27 protein-coding genes and 1 tRNA gene are annotated in these 22,499 nt (G+C 66.0%); 18 read left to right on the forward strand and 10 right to left on the reverse strand.

Going from position 1 to position 22,499, the window contains the following annotated elements:
• Positions 1-26 precede the first annotated feature (26 nt).
• The 5 genes from MYXE_RS01325 to MYXE_RS01340 all read left to right on the forward strand — a co-directional run bounded on the left by MYXE_RS01325 (position 27) and on the right by MYXE_RS01340 (position 4,190).
• The gene (locus tag MYXE_RS01325; RefSeq protein ID WP_085195676.1) at positions 27-950 is read left to right on the forward strand and encodes a class I SAM-dependent methyltransferase; all 924 of its coding nucleotides are present in this window, start codon (positions 27-29) and stop codon (positions 948-950) included.
• A gap of 48 nt (positions 951-998) precedes the next feature.
• Positions 999-1,151: a DUF6131 family protein gene (locus tag MYXE_RS24140; protein WP_232061701.1), complete on the forward strand. Its 153-nt coding sequence runs from the start codon at positions 999-1,001 to the stop codon at positions 1,149-1,151.
• A gap of 150 nt (positions 1,152-1,301) precedes the next feature.
• Positions 1,302-2,006: a response regulator transcription factor gene (locus MYXE_RS01330; RefSeq protein WP_003921511.1), complete on the forward strand. Its 705-nt coding sequence runs from the start codon at positions 1,302-1,304 to the stop codon at positions 2,004-2,006.
• Positions 1,984-3,480, forward strand: coding sequence for a sensor histidine kinase (locus MYXE_RS01335; RefSeq protein ID WP_039890568.1), 1,497 nt, complete (start codon positions 1,984-1,986; stop codon positions 3,478-3,480). Before MYXE_RS01330 ends, MYXE_RS01335 begins: the two co-directional genes overlap by 23 nt.
• Before the next feature lie 266 nt (positions 3,481-3,746).
• On the forward strand, positions 3,747-4,190 hold the full coding sequence (locus tag MYXE_RS01340; RefSeq protein WP_085195632.1) for a lipoprotein LpqH: 444 nt from the start codon (positions 3,747-3,749) through the stop codon (positions 4,188-4,190).
• Positions 4,191-4,285: 95 nt separating this feature from the next.
• On the opposite strand, the gene MYXE_RS01345 is transcribed toward MYXE_RS01340, so the two are convergent.
• The 6 genes from MYXE_RS01345 to MYXE_RS01370 form a co-directional block, all read right to left on the reverse strand.
• Positions 4,286-5,257: an NADPH:quinone oxidoreductase family protein gene (locus MYXE_RS01345; protein ID WP_085195630.1), complete on the reverse strand. Its 972-nt coding sequence runs from the start codon at positions 5,255-5,257 to the stop codon at positions 4,286-4,288.
• The gene (locus MYXE_RS01350) at positions 5,257-5,859 is read right to left on the reverse strand and encodes a TetR/AcrR family transcriptional regulator (protein ID WP_003921515.1); all 603 of its coding nucleotides are present in this window, start codon (positions 5,857-5,859) and stop codon (positions 5,257-5,259) included. Before MYXE_RS01350 ends, MYXE_RS01345 begins: the two co-directional genes overlap by 1 nt.
• A complete protein-coding gene (locus MYXE_RS01355) occupies positions 5,856-7,163 on the reverse strand; it encodes an acyl-CoA dehydrogenase family protein (RefSeq protein WP_085195628.1) in 1,308 nt (435 codons plus the stop codon). Before MYXE_RS01355 ends, MYXE_RS01350 begins: the two co-directional genes overlap by 4 nt.
• 15 nt (positions 7,164-7,178) lie before the next feature.
• Positions 7,179-7,943 (reverse strand): SDR family NAD(P)-dependent oxidoreductase, encoded by a 765-nt coding sequence (locus tag MYXE_RS01360; RefSeq protein WP_085195626.1) that lies wholly within the window; start codon positions 7,941-7,943, stop codon positions 7,179-7,181.
• A gap of 1 nt (position 7,944) precedes the next feature.
• Positions 7,945-8,991 carry a phosphotransferase family protein gene (locus MYXE_RS01365; RefSeq protein WP_003921518.1) on the reverse strand — a complete coding sequence of 349 codons (1,047 nt, stop codon included), beginning with the start codon at positions 8,989-8,991 and terminating at the stop codon, positions 7,945-7,947.
• An 83-nt stretch (positions 8,992-9,074) separates the two neighbouring features.
• Entirely contained in the window at positions 9,075-9,530 is a 456-nt protein-coding gene (locus tag MYXE_RS01370) for a MarR family winged helix-turn-helix transcriptional regulator (RefSeq protein ID WP_415624452.1), read from the reverse strand.
• A 36-nt stretch (positions 9,531-9,566) separates the two neighbouring features.
• On the opposite strand from MYXE_RS01370, the gene MYXE_RS01375 reads away from it, so the two are divergent.
• Both MYXE_RS01375 and MYXE_RS01380 read left to right on the forward strand, forming a co-directional pair.
• The gene (locus MYXE_RS01375; protein WP_085195624.1) at positions 9,567-10,244 is read left to right on the forward strand and encodes a class I SAM-dependent methyltransferase; all 678 of its coding nucleotides are present in this window, start codon (positions 9,567-9,569) and stop codon (positions 10,242-10,244) included.
• Positions 10,245-10,493: 249 nt separating this feature from the next.
• Positions 10,494-11,102 carry a histidine phosphatase family protein gene (locus tag MYXE_RS01380; RefSeq protein ID WP_003921521.1) on the forward strand — a complete coding sequence of 203 codons (609 nt, stop codon included), beginning with the start codon at positions 10,494-10,496 and terminating at the stop codon, positions 11,100-11,102.
• A gap of 3 nt (positions 11,103-11,105) precedes the next feature.
• Here the strand turns inward: MYXE_RS01380 and MYXE_RS01385 are convergent, their stop codons facing one another.
• Positions 11,106-11,456, reverse strand: coding sequence for a LapA family protein (locus MYXE_RS01385; protein ID WP_039890667.1), 351 nt, complete (start codon positions 11,454-11,456; stop codon positions 11,106-11,108).
• Positions 11,457-11,563: 107 nt separating this feature from the next.
• On the opposite strand from MYXE_RS01385, the gene MYXE_RS01390 reads away from it, so the two are divergent.
• Genes MYXE_RS01390 through MYXE_RS01410 form a run of 5 tightly spaced genes read left to right on the forward strand, consistent with a single transcriptional unit; the run spans position 11,564 to position 15,732 of the window.
• Positions 11,564-12,505 (forward strand): ABC transporter substrate-binding protein, encoded by a 942-nt coding sequence (locus tag MYXE_RS01390; RefSeq protein WP_003921523.1) that lies wholly within the window; start codon positions 11,564-11,566, stop codon positions 12,503-12,505.
• Between the two features lie 34 nt (positions 12,506-12,539).
• Positions 12,540-13,634, forward strand: a complete 1,095-nt coding sequence (locus MYXE_RS01395; RefSeq protein ID WP_085195672.1) for an ABC transporter ATP-binding protein — start codon at positions 12,540-12,542, stop codon at positions 13,632-13,634.
• Positions 13,635-13,636: 2 nt separating this feature from the next.
• Positions 13,637-14,323, forward strand: coding sequence for an ABC transporter permease (locus MYXE_RS01400; RefSeq protein WP_085195621.1), 687 nt, complete (start codon positions 13,637-13,639; stop codon positions 14,321-14,323).
• Positions 14,320-15,072, forward strand: a complete 753-nt coding sequence (locus MYXE_RS01405) for an ABC transporter permease (RefSeq protein ID WP_003921529.1) — start codon at positions 14,320-14,322, stop codon at positions 15,070-15,072. Before MYXE_RS01400 ends, MYXE_RS01405 begins: the two co-directional genes overlap by 4 nt.
• Before the next feature lie 54 nt (positions 15,073-15,126).
• Positions 15,127-15,732, forward strand: a complete 606-nt coding sequence (locus tag MYXE_RS01410; protein WP_003921530.1) for a putative glycolipid-binding domain-containing protein — start codon at positions 15,127-15,129, stop codon at positions 15,730-15,732.
• On the opposite strand, the gene MYXE_RS01415 is transcribed toward MYXE_RS01410, so the two are convergent.
• Positions 15,695-16,639 carry a prephenate dehydrogenase gene (locus MYXE_RS01415; protein WP_003921532.1) on the reverse strand — a complete coding sequence of 315 codons (945 nt, stop codon included), beginning with the start codon at positions 16,637-16,639 and terminating at the stop codon, positions 15,695-15,697. The genes MYXE_RS01410 and MYXE_RS01415 overlap by 38 nt on opposite strands.
• A gap of 125 nt (positions 16,640-16,764) precedes the next feature.
• Between MYXE_RS01415 and MYXE_RS01420 the strand changes: the two genes are divergently transcribed.
• From MYXE_RS01420 to MYXE_RS01445, 6 genes are all read left to right on the forward strand, one after another.
• Positions 16,765-17,286, forward strand: coding sequence for a tRNA adenosine deaminase-associated protein (locus MYXE_RS01420; protein ID WP_003921533.1), 522 nt, complete (start codon positions 16,765-16,767; stop codon positions 17,284-17,286).
• Complete coding sequence (locus MYXE_RS01425) at positions 17,283-17,741, forward strand: nucleoside deaminase (protein ID WP_003921534.1); 459 nt, start codon at positions 17,283-17,285, stop codon at positions 17,739-17,741. The genes MYXE_RS01420 and MYXE_RS01425 overlap by 4 nt, the downstream gene beginning before the upstream one ends.
• A gap of 29 nt (positions 17,742-17,770) precedes the next feature.
• Positions 17,771-17,861: transfer RNA gene (locus MYXE_RS01430), tRNA-Ser, on the forward strand.
• A gap of 218 nt (positions 17,862-18,079) precedes the next feature.
• Positions 18,080-19,603, forward strand: a complete 1,524-nt coding sequence (locus MYXE_RS01435) for a DUF7159 family protein (RefSeq protein ID WP_003921535.1) — start codon at positions 18,080-18,082, stop codon at positions 19,601-19,603.
• 45 nt (positions 19,604-19,648) lie between these two features.
• Complete coding sequence (locus MYXE_RS01440) at positions 19,649-20,134, forward strand: NUDIX domain-containing protein (RefSeq protein ID WP_085195619.1); 486 nt, start codon at positions 19,649-19,651, stop codon at positions 20,132-20,134.
• Between the two features lie 32 nt (positions 20,135-20,166).
• The gene (locus tag MYXE_RS01445) at positions 20,167-21,072 is read left to right on the forward strand and encodes a haloalkane dehalogenase (protein WP_085195670.1); all 906 of its coding nucleotides are present in this window, start codon (positions 20,167-20,169) and stop codon (positions 21,070-21,072) included.
• Between the two features lie 88 nt (positions 21,073-21,160).
• Here the strand turns inward: MYXE_RS01445 and MYXE_RS01450 are convergent, their stop codons facing one another.
• Positions 21,161-21,712, reverse strand: a complete 552-nt coding sequence (locus MYXE_RS01450) for an acyltransferase family protein (RefSeq protein ID WP_232061702.1) — start codon at positions 21,710-21,712, stop codon at positions 21,161-21,163.
• A gap of 259 nt (positions 21,713-21,971) precedes the next feature.
• Positions 21,972-22,406: an acyltransferase family protein gene (locus MYXE_RS01455; RefSeq protein ID WP_161552024.1), complete on the reverse strand. Its 435-nt coding sequence runs from the start codon at positions 22,404-22,406 to the stop codon at positions 21,972-21,974.
• Positions 22,407-22,499 lie beyond the last annotated feature (93 nt).

Consider the following 22,499-nt stretch of genomic DNA (forward strand, 5'->3'; position numbering starts at 1 on the left):
TAACGTCCGAAATGGAGGTGACGACGATGGCGCGAACCGACAACGACACCTGGGACATCACCGAAAGTGTGGGAGCGACGGCGTTGGGCGTCGCCGCGGCTCGGGCGGCGGAGACCGACAGCGACGACCCGCTGATCACAGACCCGTTCGCGCGACTGTTTGTCGACGCCGCGGGACAGGGGCTTTGGAGCATGTACTCGAGCCCCCTCGGCGACGTGGAACCGGATGTGCGGGCCTGGCTACAAGCGATGGTCGACTTCATGGCCGTGCGCACAGCTTATTTCGACGAGTTCTTCCTCGATGCAGCGCAGCGCGGTGTTCGGCAGATGGTGATCCTGGCGGCCGGCTTGGACGCGCGCGCATGGCGGCTGCCGTGGCCGGACGGGGTCACGGTCTACGAATTGGACCAACCCAAGGTGCTGGAGTTCAAGTCCACGACCTTGCAACGGCATGGCGCTCGTCCGAAGGCGCGTCAGGTAAGCATCCCCGTCGATCTACGCCACGATTGGCCAAAAGCTCTGCAGGGGGCTGGATTTGATGCATCGAAACCGAGCGCCTGGCTGGCGGAGGGCTTGCTGCGCTATCTGCCGGCCGCGGCTCAGGATCTGCTGATCCAGCGTGTGCATGCGTTGAGCCCCGCCGGGAGTCGGCTGGCGGCCAACTCACCTGCGGGCGACTTCCTCAATCCGCAGCGGCTGAACCGCCAACGGCAACGGACGCAGCGGCTGCGCGCCGAGGCGGTCCGGCTCACCGGCACCGAGATACCGGACGTCGAGGAGCTGTGGTACCCCGAGGAACGCACTGACCTTGCCGAATGGCTACGCCAGCACAATTGGGACGCGTCGTCGGTAACGATGGCGGAGATGCTGACTCGTTACGGCCGCTGCATTCCTGACGAGGAAGCGTTGCCGCCAACCGTTTTCGTTTCTGCGCGACGCTTGGCCGACTAGCGGTTGCTCACGACCGCGGCGACCGGGTAATCGGCTTCTGCACACCCGATGTTTGGAGTTTTGCTGCGCGGGTATCGCTGTTGGGCCAAGATACACCTGGAAGCTGCGGAGGTCGGGATCATCTTGCTCGTAATCGGGGCGGTGTTTTGGATCTTGGGCGCGGTCGGTCGCCCGGTGGCGGGCAGAAGGTACTGGTACTAACCCCCGCCCCTGCGGCCGATTCCGGCCCCGCCGTCGTGTCGCAGACCGGTCCTCACAGCTGACGCATAGGATTGACACAGCATCAACTCATCCGCCCGCGGATAGTGAAAAGCTGTGAGCCACCCCAATGTGTCCGGCGAGCGCGTCGTCATGCGCCGTGCCGACGGCAACCCGATCAATGTGCTGGTAGTCGACGACGAAACCGTGCTCGCCGAGATGGTTTCGATGGCGCTGCGGTACGAGGGCTGGGACGTCAGCACCGCCGGTGACGGGTCGTCTGCGATCACCGCAGCACGCGGCCATCGTCCCGACGTCGTGGTCCTCGATGTGATGCTGCCCGACATGAGCGGGCTGGACGTGTTACGCAAACTGCGCGAACAGAATCCGCAGCTGCCGGTGTTGCTGTTGACGGCCAAGGACGCGGTCGAGGACCGCATCGCCGGGCTGACCGCCGGCGGCGACGATTACGTCACGAAACCGTTCAGCATCGAAGAGGTGGTGCTGCGGCTGCGCGCGCTGCTGCGCCGTACCGGGGTGACGACGGTCGACAGCGGCGCGCAGATCGTGGTCGGCGATTTGGTGCTCGACGAAGACAGCCACGAGGTCACCCGTGGCGGCGATCCTATTGCGTTGACGTCCACCGAGTTCGAGCTGCTGCGGTTCATGATGCGCAACGCCAAACGGGTGCTCTCCAAGGCACAAATCCTGGACCGGGTGTGGAGCTACGACTTCGGCGGCCGGTCCAACATCGTCGAGTTGTATATCTCCTACTTGCGCAAGAAAATCGACAACGGGCGCGAGCCCATGATCCACACCCTGCGCGGTGCCGGCTATGTCCTCAAGCCGGCCCGCTAGCATGCGCCGAATCTGGTCGCTGCGAATACGCTTGCTGGCCGGTCAAATCGTGGTCTTGGCCCTGGTCTGTGTCGGGATCGGTGCGGTGACCGAGCTGGCCCTGTACCGCTACCTGATGGGACAACTCGACCAGCAGCTGCAGGGCGCCTCGCATCGCTCGGCGATGACTTACGGCGAGCGACCGCCACCGCCAGTGCCATGGCGGCATCCGCGGGTGCCGATGCCGGGCCCCGGCCCGCGGTTTCTGGACGCTCCCGGCCAGCCCGTCGGCATGGTGGCGGCGATCGTCGGCGCCGGTGGCACCGTCAATGCCGGTTACCTGACCAGCACGGGATCCCGTTCGGCGGTGACCGATATCGCCGAGGCCCAGCTAAGGGCGATCGCCCCCGACCGCACCCCGGTCACCCGAGAGCTCGACGGGCTGGGCCGCTACCGGCTGGTGGCCGCGTCGGCGAAGCACGGCAACGACGTCATCGTTACCGGCTTACCGATGTCCAACGTCGACTCCACCTTGATCCGGATGCTGGTGAGCTTCGCGCTGGTCACCGTGATCGCGCTGGCCGCGGCGACGACAGCCGGCGTCGTCATCATCCGGCGGGCCCTGGCGCCGTTGAACCGGGTGGCCCAAGCCGCGGGCGAAGTCGTCGACCTGCCGCTGGATCGCGGCGAGGTGGCCCTGCCGGTGCGGGTGCCCGAGCCGGATGCCAACCCCTACACCGAGGTGGGCCAGCTGGGACTGGCGGTGAACCGGATGCTCGACCACATCGCGGCCGCGCTGTCGACCCGGCAGGCCAGCGAGACCCGGGTGCGTCAGTTCGTGGCCGACGCCAGTCACGAACTTCGCACCCCGCTGGCCGCCATCCGCGGCTACACCGAGCTGGCCCAGCGCATGCGCCCTGACACCGACGCGGTCTCCCACGCGATGAGCCGGGTCCAATCCGAGACCGAGCGCATGACCCGGCTCGTCGAGGACCTGCTGCTGCTCGCCCGGTTAGATTCCGGTAGGCCCTTGGAGCGCAAACCCGTTGACCTTTCCCGGGTGGCGGTGGACGCCGTCAGCGACGCGCATGTTGCCGGCCCGGACCACCAGTGGGAGCTTGACCTGCCCCCCGAGCCGGTGGTTGTCGCCGGCGACGCGGCCCGACTGCACCAGGTCATGACGAATCTGCTTGCCAATGCCCGCATTCACACCGGCCCAGGAACCGTGGTGACGACACGGCTGACCACCGAGCCGACCCATACGGTGCTCAAAGTGATCGACAATGGCCCTGGCATCCCCGAACCGCTGCAATCGGAGGTATTCGAGCGCTTCGCCCGCGGTGACACCTCACGCTCGCGCAAGGGTGGCAGCACCGGCCTGGGACTGGCCATCGTGTCGGCAGTGGTCAAAGCGCACGACGGCACAATCGCGGTGCGGAGCGCCCCTGGCCATACCGAGTTCACTGTCCGGTTGCCTCTTACTAACCAGCAATAGCGACCGGCAATTGAAGCAACCACACCGAGTCGGGCCTCAGCTTGTCACCGAATCACCAAGAAACCCAAGCATGTTGGGCGAATCAGGTTGGAACACAGTTGTCGCGGTGATAGTGAAGCTCGCTCGGAAATGATCAACCCCACTGAACAGCAAGTCTCGTCGGCGGCAAGTTTTTTGGCCATTCGCAAGACCGCTGGTCAAACGAACACCATACTGCTTGCGACGGCCCGCCGGAGTTGACGGGCCACGACACAAAGGAGATAGCGGTGAACCGTTGGTTCGTGGTTGCAGGCGGCGCGGCGATGATCGTCGCGGCCCTGGCGGGATGTTCTAGCGGGGGTGGACAGAAAGTCAGCACTTCGGGCCACGCGAAAGTCGTGGTCGACGGCCAAGACCAGAACGTCAACGGTCCCGTCACTTGCCAAAAAGCGGGCGGCCAGCTCCAGATCGGCATCGGTCAGCCCGGTTCGCCCAACACTGTGGCGGTGCAAGCCACCGACGCCGATCCGCCCACTATTCATCAGATCGCGTTGGGCACGATCAATGGCGTGCCCCTTGCCTATCAGCAGGGCAGCCCCGGCGCTAACGCTCAAGCCACCAAGGACGGCAATGGCTACAAGTTCAGCGGCACGGCGACCGGTATGAACCCGTCCAACCCGATGGCGGGAATGGTCAGCAAGCCCTTCGAGGTCGATGTGACTTGCCCATAGTCGGATCCGGGCAAGATGACGGCGGCGTCCGCGGGGGCGCCGCCGTTATCGTGTACGACTTTTCGGCAGTCCGCCCGCAAATGCGGGCCCCATGATCAATCGACGTCAATCACCACTTTGCCAATCGCTTTGCGGTCCGCGACATACCGTAACGCAGCGGCGGTGTCGCCCAGCGGAAACCGTGCACCGATGTAGGGCTTGATCCGGCCGGCGGCGAACATCTGCTGCAGTTCCCGCACGTCTCGGGCGGCCTGGTCGGGATGGTCGGTGCCGAATGTCCGGATCTCCATGCCCTGCAACGTAATTCCCTTCAGCATCACCAGGTTCAGCGGAATAGCGGGAATCGAGCCCGCGGCGTAGCCGAGCGTGACGAACCTGCCGCCACGAGCGAGCCCGCGCAGCGCCGGCTCGGAATATGGTCCGCCCACAGGATCGAGCACCACTTGGGCACCGCCACCGGTGAAGTCCCGAATCCGCTGTTTGAGATCTTCGCGGTCGTAGTCGATGAGCGCCTCAGCGCCGCGCCGGCGGCACACGTCGAGCTTCTCCGGGCTTGACGCCGCCGCCAGCACCCGAGCCTTCATCGCGACCGCCAAATCGACTGCTGCCAGTCCTACTCCGCCCGCGGCTCCGAGAACGACAACCCAATCACCTTGCGCCACTTGGGCAACCGAACGCAGCGCGTGATAGGCAGTGCGATAGGTGACACCGAAGCTGGCCGCGGTGGCATAGTCGACGCCGTCAGGCACCAGCGTCACAGACTCGGTGCGCAGCAGCGCTTGCTCGGCGAACGCGCCGACGAACGTGGTACCGATCACCCGGTCGCCCGGGGCGAGCGCGACGCCATCGCCGACGGCGACCACGTCTCCGGCCAGTTCACTGCCCGGGGTGAACGGAACCGGGATCTGGACCTGATACTTTCCCGCGATCAGCAGCACGTCGGGAAAGTTCACCGCCGCTGCGCGCACTCGTACCACTAGTTCCCCCGGTCCGGGCGCTGGGTCGGGCAGCTCGTCGATAACCAGGTCTTCCGGCGGCCCGTATCGACGGCACACAACGGCTCGCATCAGCGTACTCCCAAGCCGCGCAGGCAGAACCGCACCAGATGCTCGATGTCGTCGGGTTTGGGACGATCGGCGGATCCGACATAACGGCGCATGGCTGCGGCCGTGCACAGAAACACCGCGTCAGCGTCTCGCTTCGGGTCATCCCCGCCCAGAGCGGTGACCGGCTCGGTCAGCAGATCGCGCAGCGGCCGCAAGATCTCCTCGTCGACGTTGGCGCCGGCCGGCAGCTGGCCGGCCGCCGCGCGGCTCATGCTGATCAGATGAGGGTCGGCGACCTGTGCGAGCGTGCCCTCGATCCAGCGTGCGATCTTGCCCTCCGACCTGGATTCCTTGGCCATCTGGTGCTGAAGGTACGACACGACGATCGCCACGCCGCGCTCCATGACCGCCAGGATCAGATCGTCCTTGCCGGCGAAGTAGCGGTAGAACGCCTTGTTCGAGGATCCCGCTTCGGCGACGATATCGCTGACACGCGGGGGCTCGGGTGCCACGCGTTCCATCACCCGCACCGCGGCGGCCAGGATGCGCTCGACTTCCTCGGTGGCTTCACGCTGGCGGTCGTCGAGGGCGCGTTCGACCGCTGCGGCGACTCGGCTGGTCATGACGAATCGGGCAGCGCCGGAATGCGGTCCAGCAGATCGCCGTACTTGGCTCTGGCGGCCTCGACACGCTTGTCCAGCAGCTCGCTGGGCCATTCCGGATCCTCGGCCTGGTAGTTCTTCAGCAGCATCCGGGCCAGGTTCACCTTGTGCGCCTCGGTGGGCCCGTCGGCCAGACCGAGCGCCACACCGCCGAGCAACACGTTGGTCAATGGCAGCTGGTCGGTGAGCCCCAAGGCGCCGTGCACCTGGATCGCCCGCAAGCCAATCGATTTGAGCACCTGCGAGGCCAGGATCTTGCACACTGCGATCTCGGTGCGGGCGGCATGCTCCCCGACGGTGTCACACAGCCACGCAGCGTGCAGGACAGCCAGCCGAAACGGCATCAGCTCGGTGTAGGAGTCGGCGATGAACGCCTGCACCAGCTGCTTGTCAGCCAGTGAACTGCCCTGGGTGAAACGGCTTTTCGCGCGCCGCGCCATCATGTCGATGGCGCGCTGGGCCACCCCGATGGAGCGCATCGCGTGGTGTAGCCGGCCGCCGGCCAGCCGGGTCTGCAAGATCATGAAGCCCTGGCCCGGTTCACCGAGCAGTGCGTCGGCGGGCACACGGACCTCGTCGTAGCGCACCAGCGAATGCCCCGGCTCGTGCGGGTGGGCACCGGCCAAATGGTGGGTGGCTTCGATAACCAGCCCCGGGGTGCCCGCCGGGACCAAGAACGTCGAGGCACCACGATGGACCGGCACGTCGGGGTCGGTGATCGCGACGACAATAAAAAACGAAGCAACGGATGCATTGGAAGAAAAGTACTTTCGTCCGGTGATGACCCAGTCGTCGCCGTCGCGCACGGCTCGTGTCGTGAAAACTCGGGGATCGGCACCGCCTTGCGGCTCGGTCATCGAGAAGCAGGAGAAGATCTCCCCGGACAGCAGCCCGGCGAGGTACCGATCTTTTTGCTCTTGGGTGCCGAAGCGGGCCAGGATCTCAGCGTTGCCGGTGTCGGGCGCTTGCGTTCCGAACACGATTGGCGCCCATGGGCTGCGCCCCAGGATCTCGTTGATCAGCGTCAGCTTGACCGCACCGAAGCCCTGCCCACCGAGTTCCGGGCCCAGGTGCGGGGCCCACAGCCCTTGGTCGCGGACCTGCTGTTTGAGCGGGTCGACGATTTTGCGGCGCTCGTCGGACAGCGGCAGGAACTCACAGCCGGGGAAGAGCACCTCGAGCGGTTCCACTTCGTCGCGGACGAACGCGCGAATCCAGTTGAGTTTCTCTTCGAACTCCGGTTCGGTGGAGAAATCCCATGCCATGTCCAGTCCTCTCAGCTAGGGGATCCCGCCGTCGGCCCGCAGGATCGCGCCGGTGGTGAAGCTGGACGCATCCGACGCGAGAAACAATGCGGCGCCGACGATTTCGGGCGGATCACCGGCACGTTGCAAGGCAAGGTGAGCAAACGGGTTCTGCGTCGCCTGCGCTAAATTCCAGGCCTTGCTGACGTCGGTCAAAAACGGACCGGCCATTAGCGTGTTGACGCGCACTGCCGGTCCAAACGCCTTAGCCAGCGCCTCCGTCATCGCGTTGAGACCGGCCTTGGCCGCGGCATAGGGCACGATATCCGGGGTTGGACGAAGTGAGCCTGCGGTGCTCACGTTGACGATCGATCCACGACCGGCTGCGACCATGCGCTCGCCCACCAATGCCGATAACCGAAATGGGCCCTTGAGGTTGAGGTTGACGACGGCGTCGAACAGCTTCTCGGTGACATCGGTGAGCTTGTCGTAGATCGGTGACATGCCGGCGTTGTTGATCAGCACGTCGACCTTGCCGAACCTGTCATACGTCGCCTCGACCAGACCGTCGAGCTCGTCCCAGCGGCCGACGTGCACGGCATAGGGCATCGCGGCGCGCCCGGTCTTGGCCTCGATCTCCTTGGCGGTGGCCACGCAGTTTTCCATCTTGCGGCTGGCGATCACCACGTCGGCCCCGCAGCGGGCCGCGGCAAACGCCATTTCCCGGCCCAGCCCCCGGCTGCCGCCGGTGATCAGCGCGACTCGATCGGTGAGGTCGAAAAGCTCATCGGCGTAACCCATTTCAGCCCTTCGTCGGCAGCGAGCGGGCCAGCTCGGCAGCCGTCGCAATCAACTGCAGGATCATCGGCCCGAACGCTTCGGTGATCTTGGGATCGACTTTGCCGGTCTTCACTCCGGCGGCGTAGGTCTTCTCCAGCACGATGCCGAGTTTCCAGTTGGCCAGCACCAGGTAGTAGTCGATGTTGTCGGTGGATAGCCCGCTGATCTTCTCGTAGTGCTCGAGTAATTCGCTGCGGTTTGGCATGCCGGCCAGGTCGAGATAGAAGCCGTCGGTGCGTGGGTGTTCGCCGTCGTAACCCAGCAGACACCACGCCAAGTCCAGGAGCGGATCGCCAACGGTGGTCATCTCCCAGTCCACGATCGCGGCCAGCTTGGCCGGCGCTCCGTGCGCGAACATCACGTTGGCGAACTGGTAGTCGCCGTGCATGATGCCCGGGGTGTAGTGGCCCGGGCGGTTGCGGCGCAGCCAGTCCGCGGCTACGTCGAGGCCGGGGAGCTCGCGCACCCGATAGGCGTCCAGGAATGCCAGCCAGCGATCGACCTGCCGTTCGTGGAAGCCCTCGGGGCGGCCGAACCCCGCCAAACCCCTGGCCCGCCAGTCCACCCGGCCCAACTTGGCGGCGCCGCCGACGAGCTCGAAAGCCAGCCCGCGCCGCGCCGTCAGGTCGGTGTCGAAGGGTGCCGGCCATCCACCCTGCATCGGGCTCCACCCGTCGACCGCTTGCATGACATAGAAGGGCATGCCGAGCAGATCGCCGGCATCGTCGGCGGCGATCAGCTCGGCATGGGGCACGTCGGTGCCGGACAGCGCCCGCACCAGCTTGATCTCGCGGCGCAGCCCGTCGATGCGGGCCTGGTCGGCGCGGGCGCCGGGCATCCGCAACACCATGCGCTGGCCGCCGCGCTCAAGCAGATACAACGTGTTCTGCGACCCGCCGCCCAGCGGTTCCAGGACCGGTTCTTCCCCGTCACCAGGCGCGCCGTGCTCGTCTAGCCAGCGGCCCAGGAGACCCGCATCCAATCGGGGTTCGCTGACCGGCACCGCCACGGGAACACCTCACTCTCGCGGCAGAGAATAGCATTCTCCATTCGTGGCGGAAAACCACCTGGGTGTTTCCCAGCGACGGTCTCCTAACTTGGACCCCCATTGCCGTCGAGCGGTTGCGAGCCCACCGCGTGCAGGAGTCGTTTGAACTCACGGCGTTCGGTGGGCGTGAGTTGAGCCAATAACCGCTCGTCGGCGACGCGCACAGCTGCTTCGGCGCGTTTTAACAGCGCCCTGCCTTTGCCGGTGAGCCGGGCCGGGAGCGCACGACCCGACGATACGGTGGCCGGCCGGGTCACCGCGCCCATGTCCTGCAGTCCGCGCAGCACCAGGTTCATCGCTTGCGGAGACACATTCGTGGCACGGGCCAGCTCGGCGCTGGACTGCCCCGGGAACGTCGACAGAATCCGCAGGCACACGAACTCCGGCAGCCCGAGCCCGAGCGGCCCCAGCTCGGCGGTCACCTGAGGCCGCAGCGCCGTCATCGCGCGATAGAGCAGGTAGCCCAGCGGCTGATCCTCGTAGTCCGTCATGTCAAACATGTTGACATATATCAAGCGGATTGATAAGTAAGTGGTATGACTGAAGCATTGGAGTTCGACGAGGTTTACCGCGGCGAGTCCGCCCGAATCGGCCACGGTGTGCGTCCACCCTGGAGTCTCGGGGAACCCCAACCCGAGCTTGCCGCGCTGATCGAGCAGGGCAAGTTTCACGGCGAGGTGCTGGATGTGGGCTGCGGTGAAGCCGCCATCTCGCTGTATCTCGCCGAACGTGGCTACACCACCGTCGGGCTCGACCTGTCACCGACGGCCGTCGAGCTGGCCCGCCGCGAAGCAGAAAAGCGCGGGCTTAGCAACGCCAGCTTCGAGGTCGCCGACATCAGCTCGTTCACCGGGTATGACGGACGGTTTGGCACCATCGTCGACAGCACGCTGTTTCACTCCATCCCGGTCGAGGCCAGAGAGGGATACCAGCAATCGATTGTCCGTGCCGCCGAACCGGGCGCATCGTATTTCGTCCTGGTCTTCGACAAGGCCGCGATCCCGGAGGGCCCACCGTATGCGGTCACCGAAGACGAACTGCGACAAGTGGTCTCGAAGTACTGGGTGATCGACGAGATCAAACCGGCCCGCATCTATGCGAACTGGCCCGAAGGCTACACCGAGATACCGGGTGCACCGCGCATGAAGATCGAAGTTGCACCCAACGGCCGCAAATCCGTTGCGGCCTGGCTGTTGTCGGCGCACTTGGGCTGAGTTGACGGCGCGCCGAGCAGAAATCCGGGACGCAGCACCTGGCCTTCGTTGTCGCGTTCGACCGTGGGAAACGGTACCGGAGCAAACCAGCCCGCGGTCGTTGACTTTAATCTTGGCGGGGCGGATACCGTCGATCGCCACGGCGTCGAGATCGGCTCGCGCAACTCCGTCTCGGCGACCGCGGTATCGCCGCCCAGAAACCGGAGGCAGCCGTAGCAGGTTTGCCTACCGCACGGCCACAGGAAGACGATGCAACTGCTTTTGGTCCGGCACGCCTTGCCACTTCGGAGCGACCACGGCGAAGGGTCGGATCCTGAGCTCTCCGACGAGGGGTTGGCTCAGGCCGCTCGGCTGCCCGACGCGCTCGCGAAATATCCGATCGCGCGGGTGGTCAGTAGTCCGCAGCGCCGCGCCATCCAGACCGCAGAAGCGGTGGCCGCGGCCCGCAAGCTAGCGATCGAAGTCGACGACCGCTTCGCCGAATACGACCGCGACCTGCCGGTGTACATCCCCATCGAACACATTCGCGACGAGAATCCGCAGGAGTGGGCTCGCATGGCCGACGGTCATCTGCCCAGTTCGGTCGACGAACGCGCTTTCCGCGCCCGGGTCGGCGCCGCTGTGGACGGTGTGGTCGCCGCCGCCGGTCACGCGGACACCGTGGCCGTGTTCAGCCATGGCGGGGTCATCAACGTGGTGTTGCACCAGATCTTGGGCACCAAGCGGCTGCTGTCGTTTCCCATCGACTATGCGTCGGTGACCCGGTTGCTGTTTTCCCGCTCCGGGCAGGCCACCGTGGTGACGGTCAACTGCACCGAGCACGTGTGGGACCTGCTGCCCCGTAACAGGCGGCGATAGCCGCTACCGGCGGCGGGCCAGGTCCTTGCGCGCCGCGCGGCGCAGCTGATAGATCCGCGCGGTGCCGGCCAGCACGGTGATCAGCCCGCCGCACACCGCCGCCAAAAGTATCGCCACGCCAAGCGGCAACGTCCACCGCCAACCGAGAAACGCGAACTGCGCGGACGTGGTGTTTTGCGCGATGAAGATCAGCAGCACGATCAAAATCAGCATGCCGACGGTCAATGCCGTCCACACCGCGGCAGCGCGGGTGAACCTGACCGACTCCGGGGCCGAGGGCGCCGCGGGTACCTGGCCGGATGGCGGCGTCTTTTGATGGGGCTGTTCGGGTGGTGCGGGTCGATCGCTGCTCATGGTGCCATCTTTGCCCGTTCCCGCACAGAATGAAACCGAACGCGCCGGAAACCCGGCCGCCCACAGCTCGCAGCGTCGCATAGTTTCTGCGGCTAATGTCGGCAGATATGACGACGCTGCGGCGGCGCGCGCGGGGCGCGACGGCGGTATTTGCCGTGGCGACATGGCTGGTGGCGGCTTGCGGCAACCCCAACCCCCTCGGGGCGGTATCGGGCAGCATGAAATCGATCGTCGTGGGGTCCGCCGACTTCCTGGAATCGAAGATTGTCGCCGAGGTCTACGCACAAGCCTTGCAAGCCAATGGTTTCAGTGTCGGGCGCCGACTGGGAATCGGCAGCCGCGAGACCTACATTCCGGCGCTGAAAGACCATTCCATCGACTTGGTGCCCGAGTACATCGGTAACCTCCTGCTGTATTTTCAACCGGACTCGACGGTCACCATGCTCGACGCCGTCGAATTGGAGCTCTACAAACGGCTGCCAGGAGACTTGTCGATCTTGACGCCGTCGCCGGCTTCCGACACCGACACGGTCACGGTCACGGCGGCCACGGCCGCGATGTGGAACCTGAAAACCATCGCCGACCTGGCGCCGCATTCACCGGAAGTCAAGCTCGCCGCCCCGTCGGCGTTCCAGACTCGACCGGCCGGTCTGCCCGGGCTGCGGCAGAAGTACGGGCTTGACATCAGCCCCGCCAACTTTGTGGCGATCAGCGACGGCGGGGGCCCGGTGACGGTGCGGGCGCTGGTGGACGGCACCGTCACCGCCGCCAACATCTTCAGCACCTCACCGGCAATCCCGCAGAACCACCTGGTGGTGCTGGAGGACCCGGAGCACAACTTTCTCGCGGGAAATATTGTGCCGCTTGTAAACTCGCAAAAGAAATCGGACCACCTCAAAGATGTCCTCGACGCGGTGTCGGCCAGGCTGACCACCCTCGGTCTGGCCGACCTCAACGCTTCGGTATCGGGCAACTCAGGGGTCGATCCTGACGAGGCGGCGCGAAAATGGGTGCACGACAACGGCTTCGACCACCCGATCAGCCAGTGAAGATTAGGTGCCTACACGCGGGAACGGATTCAGGTTGATCAGCTTCGAAAAGGCCACCAAAGTCTACGGCGACGGCACCGTGGTCGTGGACAACCTGACCCTGGAAGTTCCGCGAGGCGCGCTGACGGTCTTCGTCGGGCCGTCCGGCTGCGGCAAGACGACGTCGATGCGGATGATCAACCGGATGATCGAGCCGACGTCGGGCACAGTGATGGTCGACGGCGCGGACGTGTCCACGGTTAACCCGGTGAAGTTGCGGCTCGGCATCGGTTACGTCATCCAAAACGCAGGATTGATGCCCCATCAGCGGGTGATCGACAACGTGGCCACCGTTCCGATACTGAAGGGCCAGTCCCGCCGGGCTGCGCGGCAGGCCGCCTACCGCGTACTCGAACAGGTCGGCCTGGATACCAAGCTGGCCACCCGGTATCCGGCGCAGCTTTCCGGCGGTGAGCAACAGCGCGTCGGCGTGGCGCGGGCGTTGGCCGCCGATCCGCCGATCTTGTTGATGGACGAGCCATTTTCGGCTGTCGACCCGGTGGTCCGGCGAGAACTGCAGCGCGAAATACTGTGCCTGCAAGCCGAATTGCACAAGACGATCGTGTTCGTCACACACGATATCGACGAGGCGGTCCGGCTGGCGGATTTGGTGGCGGTGTTCGGGCCGGGCGGCTCGCTGCAGCAGTACGACGAGCCCGCCCACGTATTGTCGCGTCCGGCCAACGATTTCGTGTCGCAGTTCGTCGGCCTCGGCCGCGGCTATCGCTGGCTGCAGTTCGTCGACGCGACCGGGCTGCCCCTGCACGACATCCCGCGTATCACCGAGTCCGACGCCGTGGAAGCCAGGCTGCGCGACGGCTGGGCGCTGGTCGTCGACTCTCGCGGAGCACCGGTGGGCTGGATCGATGCCGACGGTGTGCAGCGCCACCAGGGTGGTGCGTCGTTGTCCGACAGCATCACACCTGTCGGCTCCCTGTTTCGGCCGCACGGGAATCTCAGCCAGGCTTTGGACGCAGCGCTGTCCTCGCCGGCGGCGATCGGTGTGGCCGTCGACGACGCAGGCAAGGTGATCGGGGGAGTGCTGGCCGCCGACGTGCTATCGCTGGTGGAATCCCGGCGGCGGGGTTGACCGTGCACTATCTGATGACCCACCTCAGCACCGCCTGGACGCTGACCGTGATCCACTTGCGGCTGTCGCTGATCCCGGTGCTGATCGGGTTGGCGATCGCGCTGCCGCTGGGTGTGTTGGTGCAGCGGACCACCGTGCTGCGACGGCTGACCACAGTCACCACCAGCGTCGTGTTCACCATCCCGTCGCTGGCCCTGTTCGTAGTGTTGCCGCTGATCATTCCGACCCGCATCCTCGACGAGGCCAATGTCGTTGTCGCGCTTACCCTTTACACCACCGCGCTTTTGGTACGTGCGGTGCTCGAAGCGCTCGATGCGGTGCCGGCACATGTCCGCGACGCTGCCACCGCGGTCGGGCATAATGCGATCCGCCGGATGTTGAAAGTCGAACTTCCGCTGGCGATCCCGGTGCTGGTGTCGGGTCTGCGTGTGGTCGTCGTGACCAACATCTCGATGGTTTCAGTGGGCGCCGTGATCGGCATCGGCGGGCTCGGCACCTGGTTTACCGAGGGATATCAGGCCAACAAGAGTGACCAGATCGTCGCGGGCATCATCGCTATCTTCGTGCTCGCGGTGGCGCTCGACGTGCTGATCATGCTCGCCGGCCGGCTGGCCACGCCGTGGGAGCGTGCGGCACGCCGGGGCGGTCGACGCCAGATCCGGGCACCGGTCGTCGGCGGTGCGCGATGACCTACCTGACCCAGGCGTTGGCTTACCTCTTCACGTTGGACAACTGGCTCGGGCCGGTCGGGTTGGCCGCCCGCACACTCGAGCATCTGGAGTACACCGTTGCGGCGGTCGCGGTTTCGGCGGCGATCGCGATCCCGATCGGGCTGGTCATCGGACACACCGGTCGCGGCACGATCGTCGTGGTCGGCATCGTCAATGGGCTGCGCGCCCTGCCGACGCTCGGGGTGTTGCTGCTGGGTGTGTTGTTGTGGGGGCTGGGCCTGGTGCCACCGATCGTCGCGTTGATGCTGCTGGGCATCCCGCCGCTGCTGGCCAGCACGTACGCCGGTGTGGCCAACGTCGACCGCACGGTGGTCGACGCCGCTCGCGCCATGGGGATGACCGAGACCCAGCTGTTGTTGCGCGTGGAGGTGCCCAACGCGCTGCCGCTCATTATCGGAGGGTTACGCACCGCGACGCTTCAGGTGGTCGCCACCGCGACGGTGGCCGCCTACGCCAGTCTGGGCGGGCTGGGTCGTTACCTGATCGACGGGATCAAAGTGCGCCAGTTTCACATCGCGGTGGTTGGTGCGCTGATGGTGGCCGCGCTGGCGCTGATTCTCGATGCGGCGCTGGCATTTGCGGTGTGGCTGTCTGTGCCGGGTACCGGCAGGATCAGCAGACCTCCGGTCAACGGCCAGCGCGCCTCGCAAGTCGCGCTCCGTGACGCAACGAGCCACGGGCGTGAACCGGTGCCGCAGACCGGATGAGCGAAGCCCGCCACCTGGCTACAACCGAGAAGACCCGTCGCTTACCGTATACGCGTGAACCCAGCCCCGTCGGACACCACGAAAAGCCCTTGGCCGGCGATGCTGACTTGGCGGGCGCACGACGCCTCGCGTATGGAGTCGGTGCGGATCCAGTTGTCCGGCAAGCGGATTAAGGCCAATGGGCGGATTGTGGCGGCCGCCACAGCATCGAACCCGGCGTTCGGTGCCTACTACGACTTGCAGACCGACGAGACGGGCGCCACCAAGCGGCTCGGGCTGACCGTGACACTGGCGGAGCGGGAACGCCAGCTCTCCGTTGCCCGCGACGAGGAGAACATGTGGCTGGTGACCGATCACCGCGGCGAATCACGCGCGGCCTACGACGGCGCTCTTGACGTCGACGTGGTGTTCAGCCCGTTCTTCAACGCGTTGCCGATTCGCCGGTGCGGGCTGCATGAGCACGCCGAATCCATCACAGTGCCGATGGTTTATGTGAGATTGCCGGAGATGTCGGTTGACGCGGCTACCGTCAGCTACACCAGCACCGGCCGCGGAAGCACCGAAGGCATCAAGCTGCGCTCACCGGTCGCCGATACCACCATCACCGTCGACGCCGACGGGTTCATCGTGGATTACCCAGGCTTGGCAGAGCGGATCTGATCACCCCGCCGGCTCGCCCCAACGCGGCCAATTCCTGGCGCCAGTTCTCCGCCCCGATGACGACGGTCACGATATCCGGCCGCGGGAAGCTGTCGTAGCGGGTGCGCGCGGCGTGACCGGCGTCGACAAGCTCAGCCACCGATTGGTTGGCGGCCAGCGCGTCGCGGGCCCGGGTGAGCAGTTCGAGGACACGGTCCAGCGCCGGCAGCAAGTGTTCGGAGTTGGCTTCACACATCGCCCGCACCAGATCCGGTGCGCTGGCCGCGACGCGGGTGCCGTCGCGGAAGGAGCCGGCGGCCAAGGCGAAGGCGAGCGGAACCTCGCCGGCGGTGACGGCCAACGCCTCGGCAAGCAGGTGCGGCAGATGCGAGATGGCGGCCGCGGCGGCGTCGTGCTCGTCGGATCGCGCAGGCACCACGACCGAGCCGCAGTCGAGCGCCAGATTCATCACCGTCGACCACACCGCTGGGTCTACGTGGTCGTCTACCGCGATCACCCAGGGAGCGCCGGTGAACAACCGCCCGTGGCCGGCGGACCACCCGGAGTGCGCGGTGCCCGTCATCGGGTGCCCGCCAACGAAGCGGGCCTGCAGGCCGGCGGCGGTGACCTCTTCGAGGACCGCGCTTTTGACGCTGGTGACGTCGGTCAGCGGACAGTGGGGCGCATAGTCACGGATGTGGGCGAGCATGCTCGGCAAGGCCGGCATCGGAACGGCGAGCACGATTAGTGCGTCGACGGCGGCGGCCCGCTTCAGCGCTTCGCTGATGTCGGTGGTGGCGTCGAAGCCGTCGAATCGCGCCGCCTGCACGCCCTCCACTGAGCGGTTGTAGCCGAACACCTCGTAGCCCGCCGCCGTGGCCGCCCGCATCAGCGAGCCACCGATCAATCCGAGCCCCAGCACGCACACCGGTGTCTTCGCCACCGTTCCAGGTTGGCACATTTTTCGGCTGGCGTTTCACCGCCGGCCCAGGCGGTCAGATGTGCTGGCATTGGCTGGTCAAGCCGCCTGCAGACCGACTAGCGTATGCGGCCATGGGAGCACAACGGGCCTCCGCGCAGGGCCCGTCCGCGGACACGCCGGACGGCTTCGGCGTTGCTGTCGTTCGCGAGGACGGCAAATGGCGTTGTTCTGCCATGCGTCCCAAGGTGTTGACCAGTTTGGCTGCCGCCGAGACCGATTTGCGCGAATTACGCAGCGCTGGAGCTGTTTTCGGGCTGATTGACGTAGACGACGAGTTTTTCGTCATCGTGCGCCCGGCACCGTCGGGCACCCGGCTGCTTTTGTCGGACGCGACCGCGGCGCTGGACTACGACATTGCCGCCGAGGTTCTGGAAAACCTCGATGCCGAGATCGACCCCGAAGATCTCGAGGACGCCGAACCGTTCGAGGAGGGCGATCTCGGTCTGCTGTCCGATATCGGTCTCCCCGAGGCCGTGCTGGGCGTCATCCTCGACGAAACCGACCTGTATGCCGATGAGCAGGTGGCTCGCATCGCCGAGGAGATGGGTTTCGCCGAGGAGTTGTCCGCGGTGCTTGAGCGTCTCGGTCGGTGAGTAGCGACGAGGATTTGATTCGAGCAGCGCTCGCGGTCGCCGCCACCGCCGGTCCTGGTGACGTGCCGGTGGGCGCGGTGATCGTCGGTCCCGACGGAACGGAGCTGGCGCGGGCGGTCAACGCTCGCGAAGCTCTCGGCGATCCTACTGCGCATGCCGAGATCCTGGCGATGCGGGCCGCGGCCGCCGCGCTCGGCGACGGTTGGCGGCTGGAGGGCACCACACTTGCGGTCACCGTCGAGCCCTGCACGATGTGCGCGGGCGCTGTTGTGATGGCGCGGGTCGCCCGGCTGGTGTTCGGGGCGTGGGAACCGAAAACCGGAGCGGTCGGCTCGCTGTGGGACGTGGTGCGGGATCGGCGGCTCAACCACCGCCCGGCTGTGCGCGGCGGCGTGCTGGCCGACGAATGCGCCGCCCTGCTCGAGGACTTCTTCGCCCGCCAGCGATTGGGGTGATCGGCTCCAGGTTGGGTAAGCTGCTCGGCGGTGGTGTGTCCGAGCGGCCTAAGGAGCACGCCTCGAAAGCGTGTGACGGGTAACCCCCGTCCGAGGGTTCAAATCCCTCCGCCACCGCCAACATTTTTCGGCCATGCTGGGTAATCGGCGTCGCCTTTCGCAGGCTCGGCTCGTGGACCTTTCGTCGCGCGCGCTTGCATGACGTGGCAGCGCAAGCTCAGCTAATCGCCGAGCCGAGGTCGGCGCCATCCTGAGCTGACGAAGTTTATGGTCGTCGGCGGACAGGGTATCCTTGGTGCAGATAGCGTGGGGGAGCCAGCAAACTTTTTGGAGGAGCGGTGGACATCGTACTGGGCGTGTCGATGGCACCCGAAACAGTCCGCATGGTGCTGGTCGAAGGCGAAAACGCCGACGGCGCCACCGTTGAGGAAGACAGCATCCCGGTCAGCACTGACGGAGACAATCGAGATCTGGCAACCTTGACGGCGCCAAATCAGGTGGTGTCCGCGATTCTGGGCACCCGGGAAAGTGCGACGCAGGGCGGCCACCAACTGACCTCCACCGGGGTGACATGGACTGACCCCGCAGAGGCGGCGGCGCTACGTGACCTGCTGGCCGCCCACAAGATGGAAAACGTCATGCTGGTCTCCGCGTTTCTGTCCGCGGCCGCGCTGACTCAATCGGTCGGGAACGCGGTTGGGTACAACCAGACCGCGCTGCTTTTCGTCGAACCGGATACCGCGACGCTGGCGGTTGTCGACACCGCCGACGGCTCTATCACCGAGATGCAGAGACGGCCATTGTCGGCCGACGACACCGAAGCCGTACAACAGCTGAGCGAGATGGCCGCCGCGGCAGAGGCGTTGGACTCGCGCCCGCAGGGCCTGTTCGTTGTCGGCTCCGATGTCGACGTCGTCATGATCAAACCGCAGTTGGAGGCGGCGACCACCCTTGTGGTGAACGCGCCCGACGAACCGGACATGGCGCTGGCTCGTGGTGCGGCGCTGGCCTCGGCGCATGCGCCGTTGTTCGAATCATCCACCGCCGCACAGGCTTACGCGCAAGTCCCCGGCACAGGGGTCGTCGAGCCGGGCGCGGCGGCGGCTGAGATGGCTGCGCCCGGATACGCGGGCTTCGTGCAGGGCGCGGCCGACGACGACGACGGCGACATGACGCAAGCCCTGGCCTACAGCGCCGATCCCGACAGCACCGCCAACGCCTACACCGCCGTCGCGGGCGCGGAAGGCGCCGAGATGGTGGCCGGTGGCGCGTTCGACGCCGACGTCGGCGACCAGCGACCGGCACGCAAGCCGTTCTTGGTGGCCATGAGCGCATTGACGATCTTTGTCGTCGGCGTTGCGGCGTTGGCCATTGCGCTGGCGCTGAACATCCGGCCTAAGGTCAGCGACCGGCCTAACCTCGGCCAACGGATGGTCGTGCCGACCAAACAAGCTCCGGCGCCGCCGCAAGCTCCGGCGCCGCCGCAGGTACCCGCGCCGGCGGCTCCTGCGCCGGCGGCTCCTGCGCCGGCAGCCCCGGCACCTGCCCCGGCAGCTCCGGCGCCTGCCCCCGCGGTTCCGGCACCTCCGGCGGTCGCTCCGCCACCCGTTCCGGTCGCGCCGCCGCCTGTCCAGGTTGCGCCGCCGCCGGCCCGGGTTGCGCCGCCGCGAGTACCGGCGCCCGCCAATCCGATCCCGGGCCCTAACATTCCGGGTCCGAACTTGCCAGGTCCGGGGATTCCTGGACCGGGAATCCCGGGGCCGAACATTCCGGGTCCGCCAATCCCGGGCATCGGCCACGGCGGTGGCGGCCCAGGCATTCCAGGGATCGGCGGCGGCATTCCGGGCATTCCGCACTTCTGAGGCGAGGTGCACCTCTCGGCGCAAAGCGGCGGGGTTTGAGGCCGGGTGGCCAAGCTCAGCGCGGGTCTGCTGCTCTATCGCGTGCAGAACGGCGTGGTGGAGGTACTGATTGCCCACCCCGGCGGCCCCTTTTGGGCCACGAAGGACGAGGCGGCATGGTCGATCCCCAAGGGTGAGTATGTCGAGGGCGACGACCCGTGGGTAGCCGCGCAGCGCGAATTCGCCGAGGAAATCGGCCTGAAGCCGCCCGCGGGTCCGCGGATCGATCTCGGTGCGCTGAAGCAACCCGGCGGCAAAGTGGTGACCGTGTTCGCGGTGCTGGGGGACCTGGATATCACCGCTGCCCGCAGCAATACCTTCCAACTCGAATGGCCGCCAGGCTCTGGAACCCTCCGCGAATTCCCGGAAGTCGATCGGGTCGGCTGGTTTCCGGTCGCGCAGGCCAGGACCAGGCTGCTCAAAGGACAGCGCCTGTTTCTCGACCGGCTGATGGCGCAACCCAGCCTGGCGAGGCTGCGCGAAGACCACTGAACTTCGCTTGCGCGCGGGGTATGTTCACACCCGTGCAGACATTGCGAACTCCCGACGAGCGGTTTGCGGGTATTCCTGAATTCCCTTATATCCCAAGGTATTCCGAAGTCTCGGACGGTGAGGGCGGGCAGCTGCGGGTGGCATGGGTGCAGGACGGTCCGAACGACGCCGACCCCGTGCTCATGCTGCACGGCGAACCGTCGTGGTCTTTCCTGTACCGCAAGATGATCCCGATCATGGCCGCCGCCGGGTATCGCGTGGTCTGTCCAGACCTGGTCGGATTCGGCCGTTCCGACAAGCCCGCCCGCCGCGAAGACCACAGCTATGCGCGCCACGTTGAATGGATGCGGGCATTGGCATTCGACGTGCTGGACCTGCGCCGGGTCACCCTGGTCGGACAGGATTGGGGCGGGCTGATCGGGTTGCGGCTGGCGGCCGAACACCCCGAACGTTTCAGCCGCCTGGTCGTCGCCAACACCGGCCTGCCGACCGGTGACCAGCCGATGCCGGAGATCTGGTGGCGGTTCCGGGAGACTATCCAGGGCCAGCCGTCGCTGGACATTGGCGGTTTCGTGCAGTCCGGTTGCCGGCGCCCACTGCGCGACGCGGTGCGCGCCGCCTACAACGCCCCGTTTCCCGACGACTCCTACTGCGCCGGCCCGCGCGCGATGCCTGGCCTGGTTCCGACCTCGCCGGATGACCCTGCCACTGCGGCGAACCGATCGGCGTGGCAGAAGCTGTGCGCGAGCCCGACGCCGATGCTGGTCGCGTTCAGCGATGGCGACCCGATCACGGGTGCGATGGCGCCGATCTTCAAACGCGAAATGCGCGGCGCACAGGGCATTGACCACCCGGTAGTGCAAAACGCCGGGCACTTCCTGCAAGAAGACGCCGGCGAGGAGCTGGCCAACTACATCGTGGAGTTTTTGCGCAGCTGAGCGCCTGCGGTGCGCACCTTGCTAGCAGATGGCCATTGTTGATACGGGGGTAAGCGTCGCCCGAAGGATGTGCGCCAAGGCCGTTGCGTCAGCCTGGTCGGGTGTTGACCCGCCCACGGCGTGGCCATAGATGGGGACTGCTCTTGGGATACCGGCGGCCGTTAAGGAATACACCGACGAAAGTGCTGCGGACCAGCCAGTGATAGGAGGCCAGAAGCAGCGCTGTCGTTACGCTGATGACCAGCGAGAACTTCACCGACCAGTGCAGCGGCCAGCGAAGCAACGATGCCTGCAGCAGCCAGACAATGGGCACGTGCACGAGATACATCCAATAGGAGGCGTCGGAGAGATAGCGTACGCGCGGCGTCGGTTCATCGAGGAATCTCACTGCGGCCCCAATGATCGCGAAGCACCAGCACCACAGCGCCAGTGTGTACGTGGTGGCCAAGACCGTGCGTTTGAAATTCGGCATTGGCTGCATGCTGAAGTGCAGCGCGTCGCCCGCCACATAGATGGCTGCCAGTGTTGCCAACACCGCAGCCGCGAGATACGGCAGCCAGTCGGCAGCCAAATACCGCAGCGCGCTCTGCTCGCGATGCATCACCCAGCCCAGCACGAAAGCGCAACCGAAAATCAGCACCGCCGGGCACATTGGGGACCAGGCCCGTGGCGGGCATGGGAACCCCCATCCATACCAGCCACCATTTGGTAGAGACGAGCACCGAAGCGACCGGAACGGCGAGCAGCACTGGCGCGAACCGCCGAGCAATCACCCGAGCCACCACGCCCCGCGGCCGCCGCGCGTCGTGCACCTGAGGCATCAAGCCACGCGAAAACCGCACGCACCGGCAGCCATAGCGCTAGCAGCACCAGCAATAGATAGAGGAACCACAGGTGCCCTAGTGGAATTGGTGGACCGATGACGGGAGCGCTTGAGCCAGGCGGTGGGCCGCCGTGCACGCCGATCTGCACCGCCCCCCCAGATGTTGGCGCCGATAGCTGGCGGGATTATCAGGACCATCGCAGCCAAAAAAAGGCAGTCCGATGCGACGCAGCCGGTTCTTGATGAGCCCGGCAGTGCCCAGTCGCTGATGCAGCAGCCGCGCGAAAAAGCCTGCAACCATGAAGAACAACGCCATGCGGAAGATATGGACCACAAAGTAAGCGAGGCCAAGCACGGTACTGGTGGATTTATCCGCGATGGGCCAGTTGAGCGTGCGTAAGCCCGGAAGATACGCCATGGTGGCGTGCAGCACGATGCCAGCCAACATCGCTGCGGCGCGCACGGCGTCGAGCGAGTGGAATCGTGTTCGTCCGACAGTGCTGCTGCTCACGCGTTAATCCCGTCGTGGGGAAGTTTCAACCGTGTCCGTCGGGGCGGCGTGCGTACCCCGAACAGGATGTGACACGTCAGCGTGCCCGGTGCT

It is taken from the genome of Mycobacterium xenopi (assembly GCF_009936235.1).
In the GTDB taxonomy this organism is placed as follows: Bacteria; Actinomycetota; Actinomycetes; order Mycobacteriales; family Mycobacteriaceae; genus Mycobacterium; species Mycobacterium xenopi.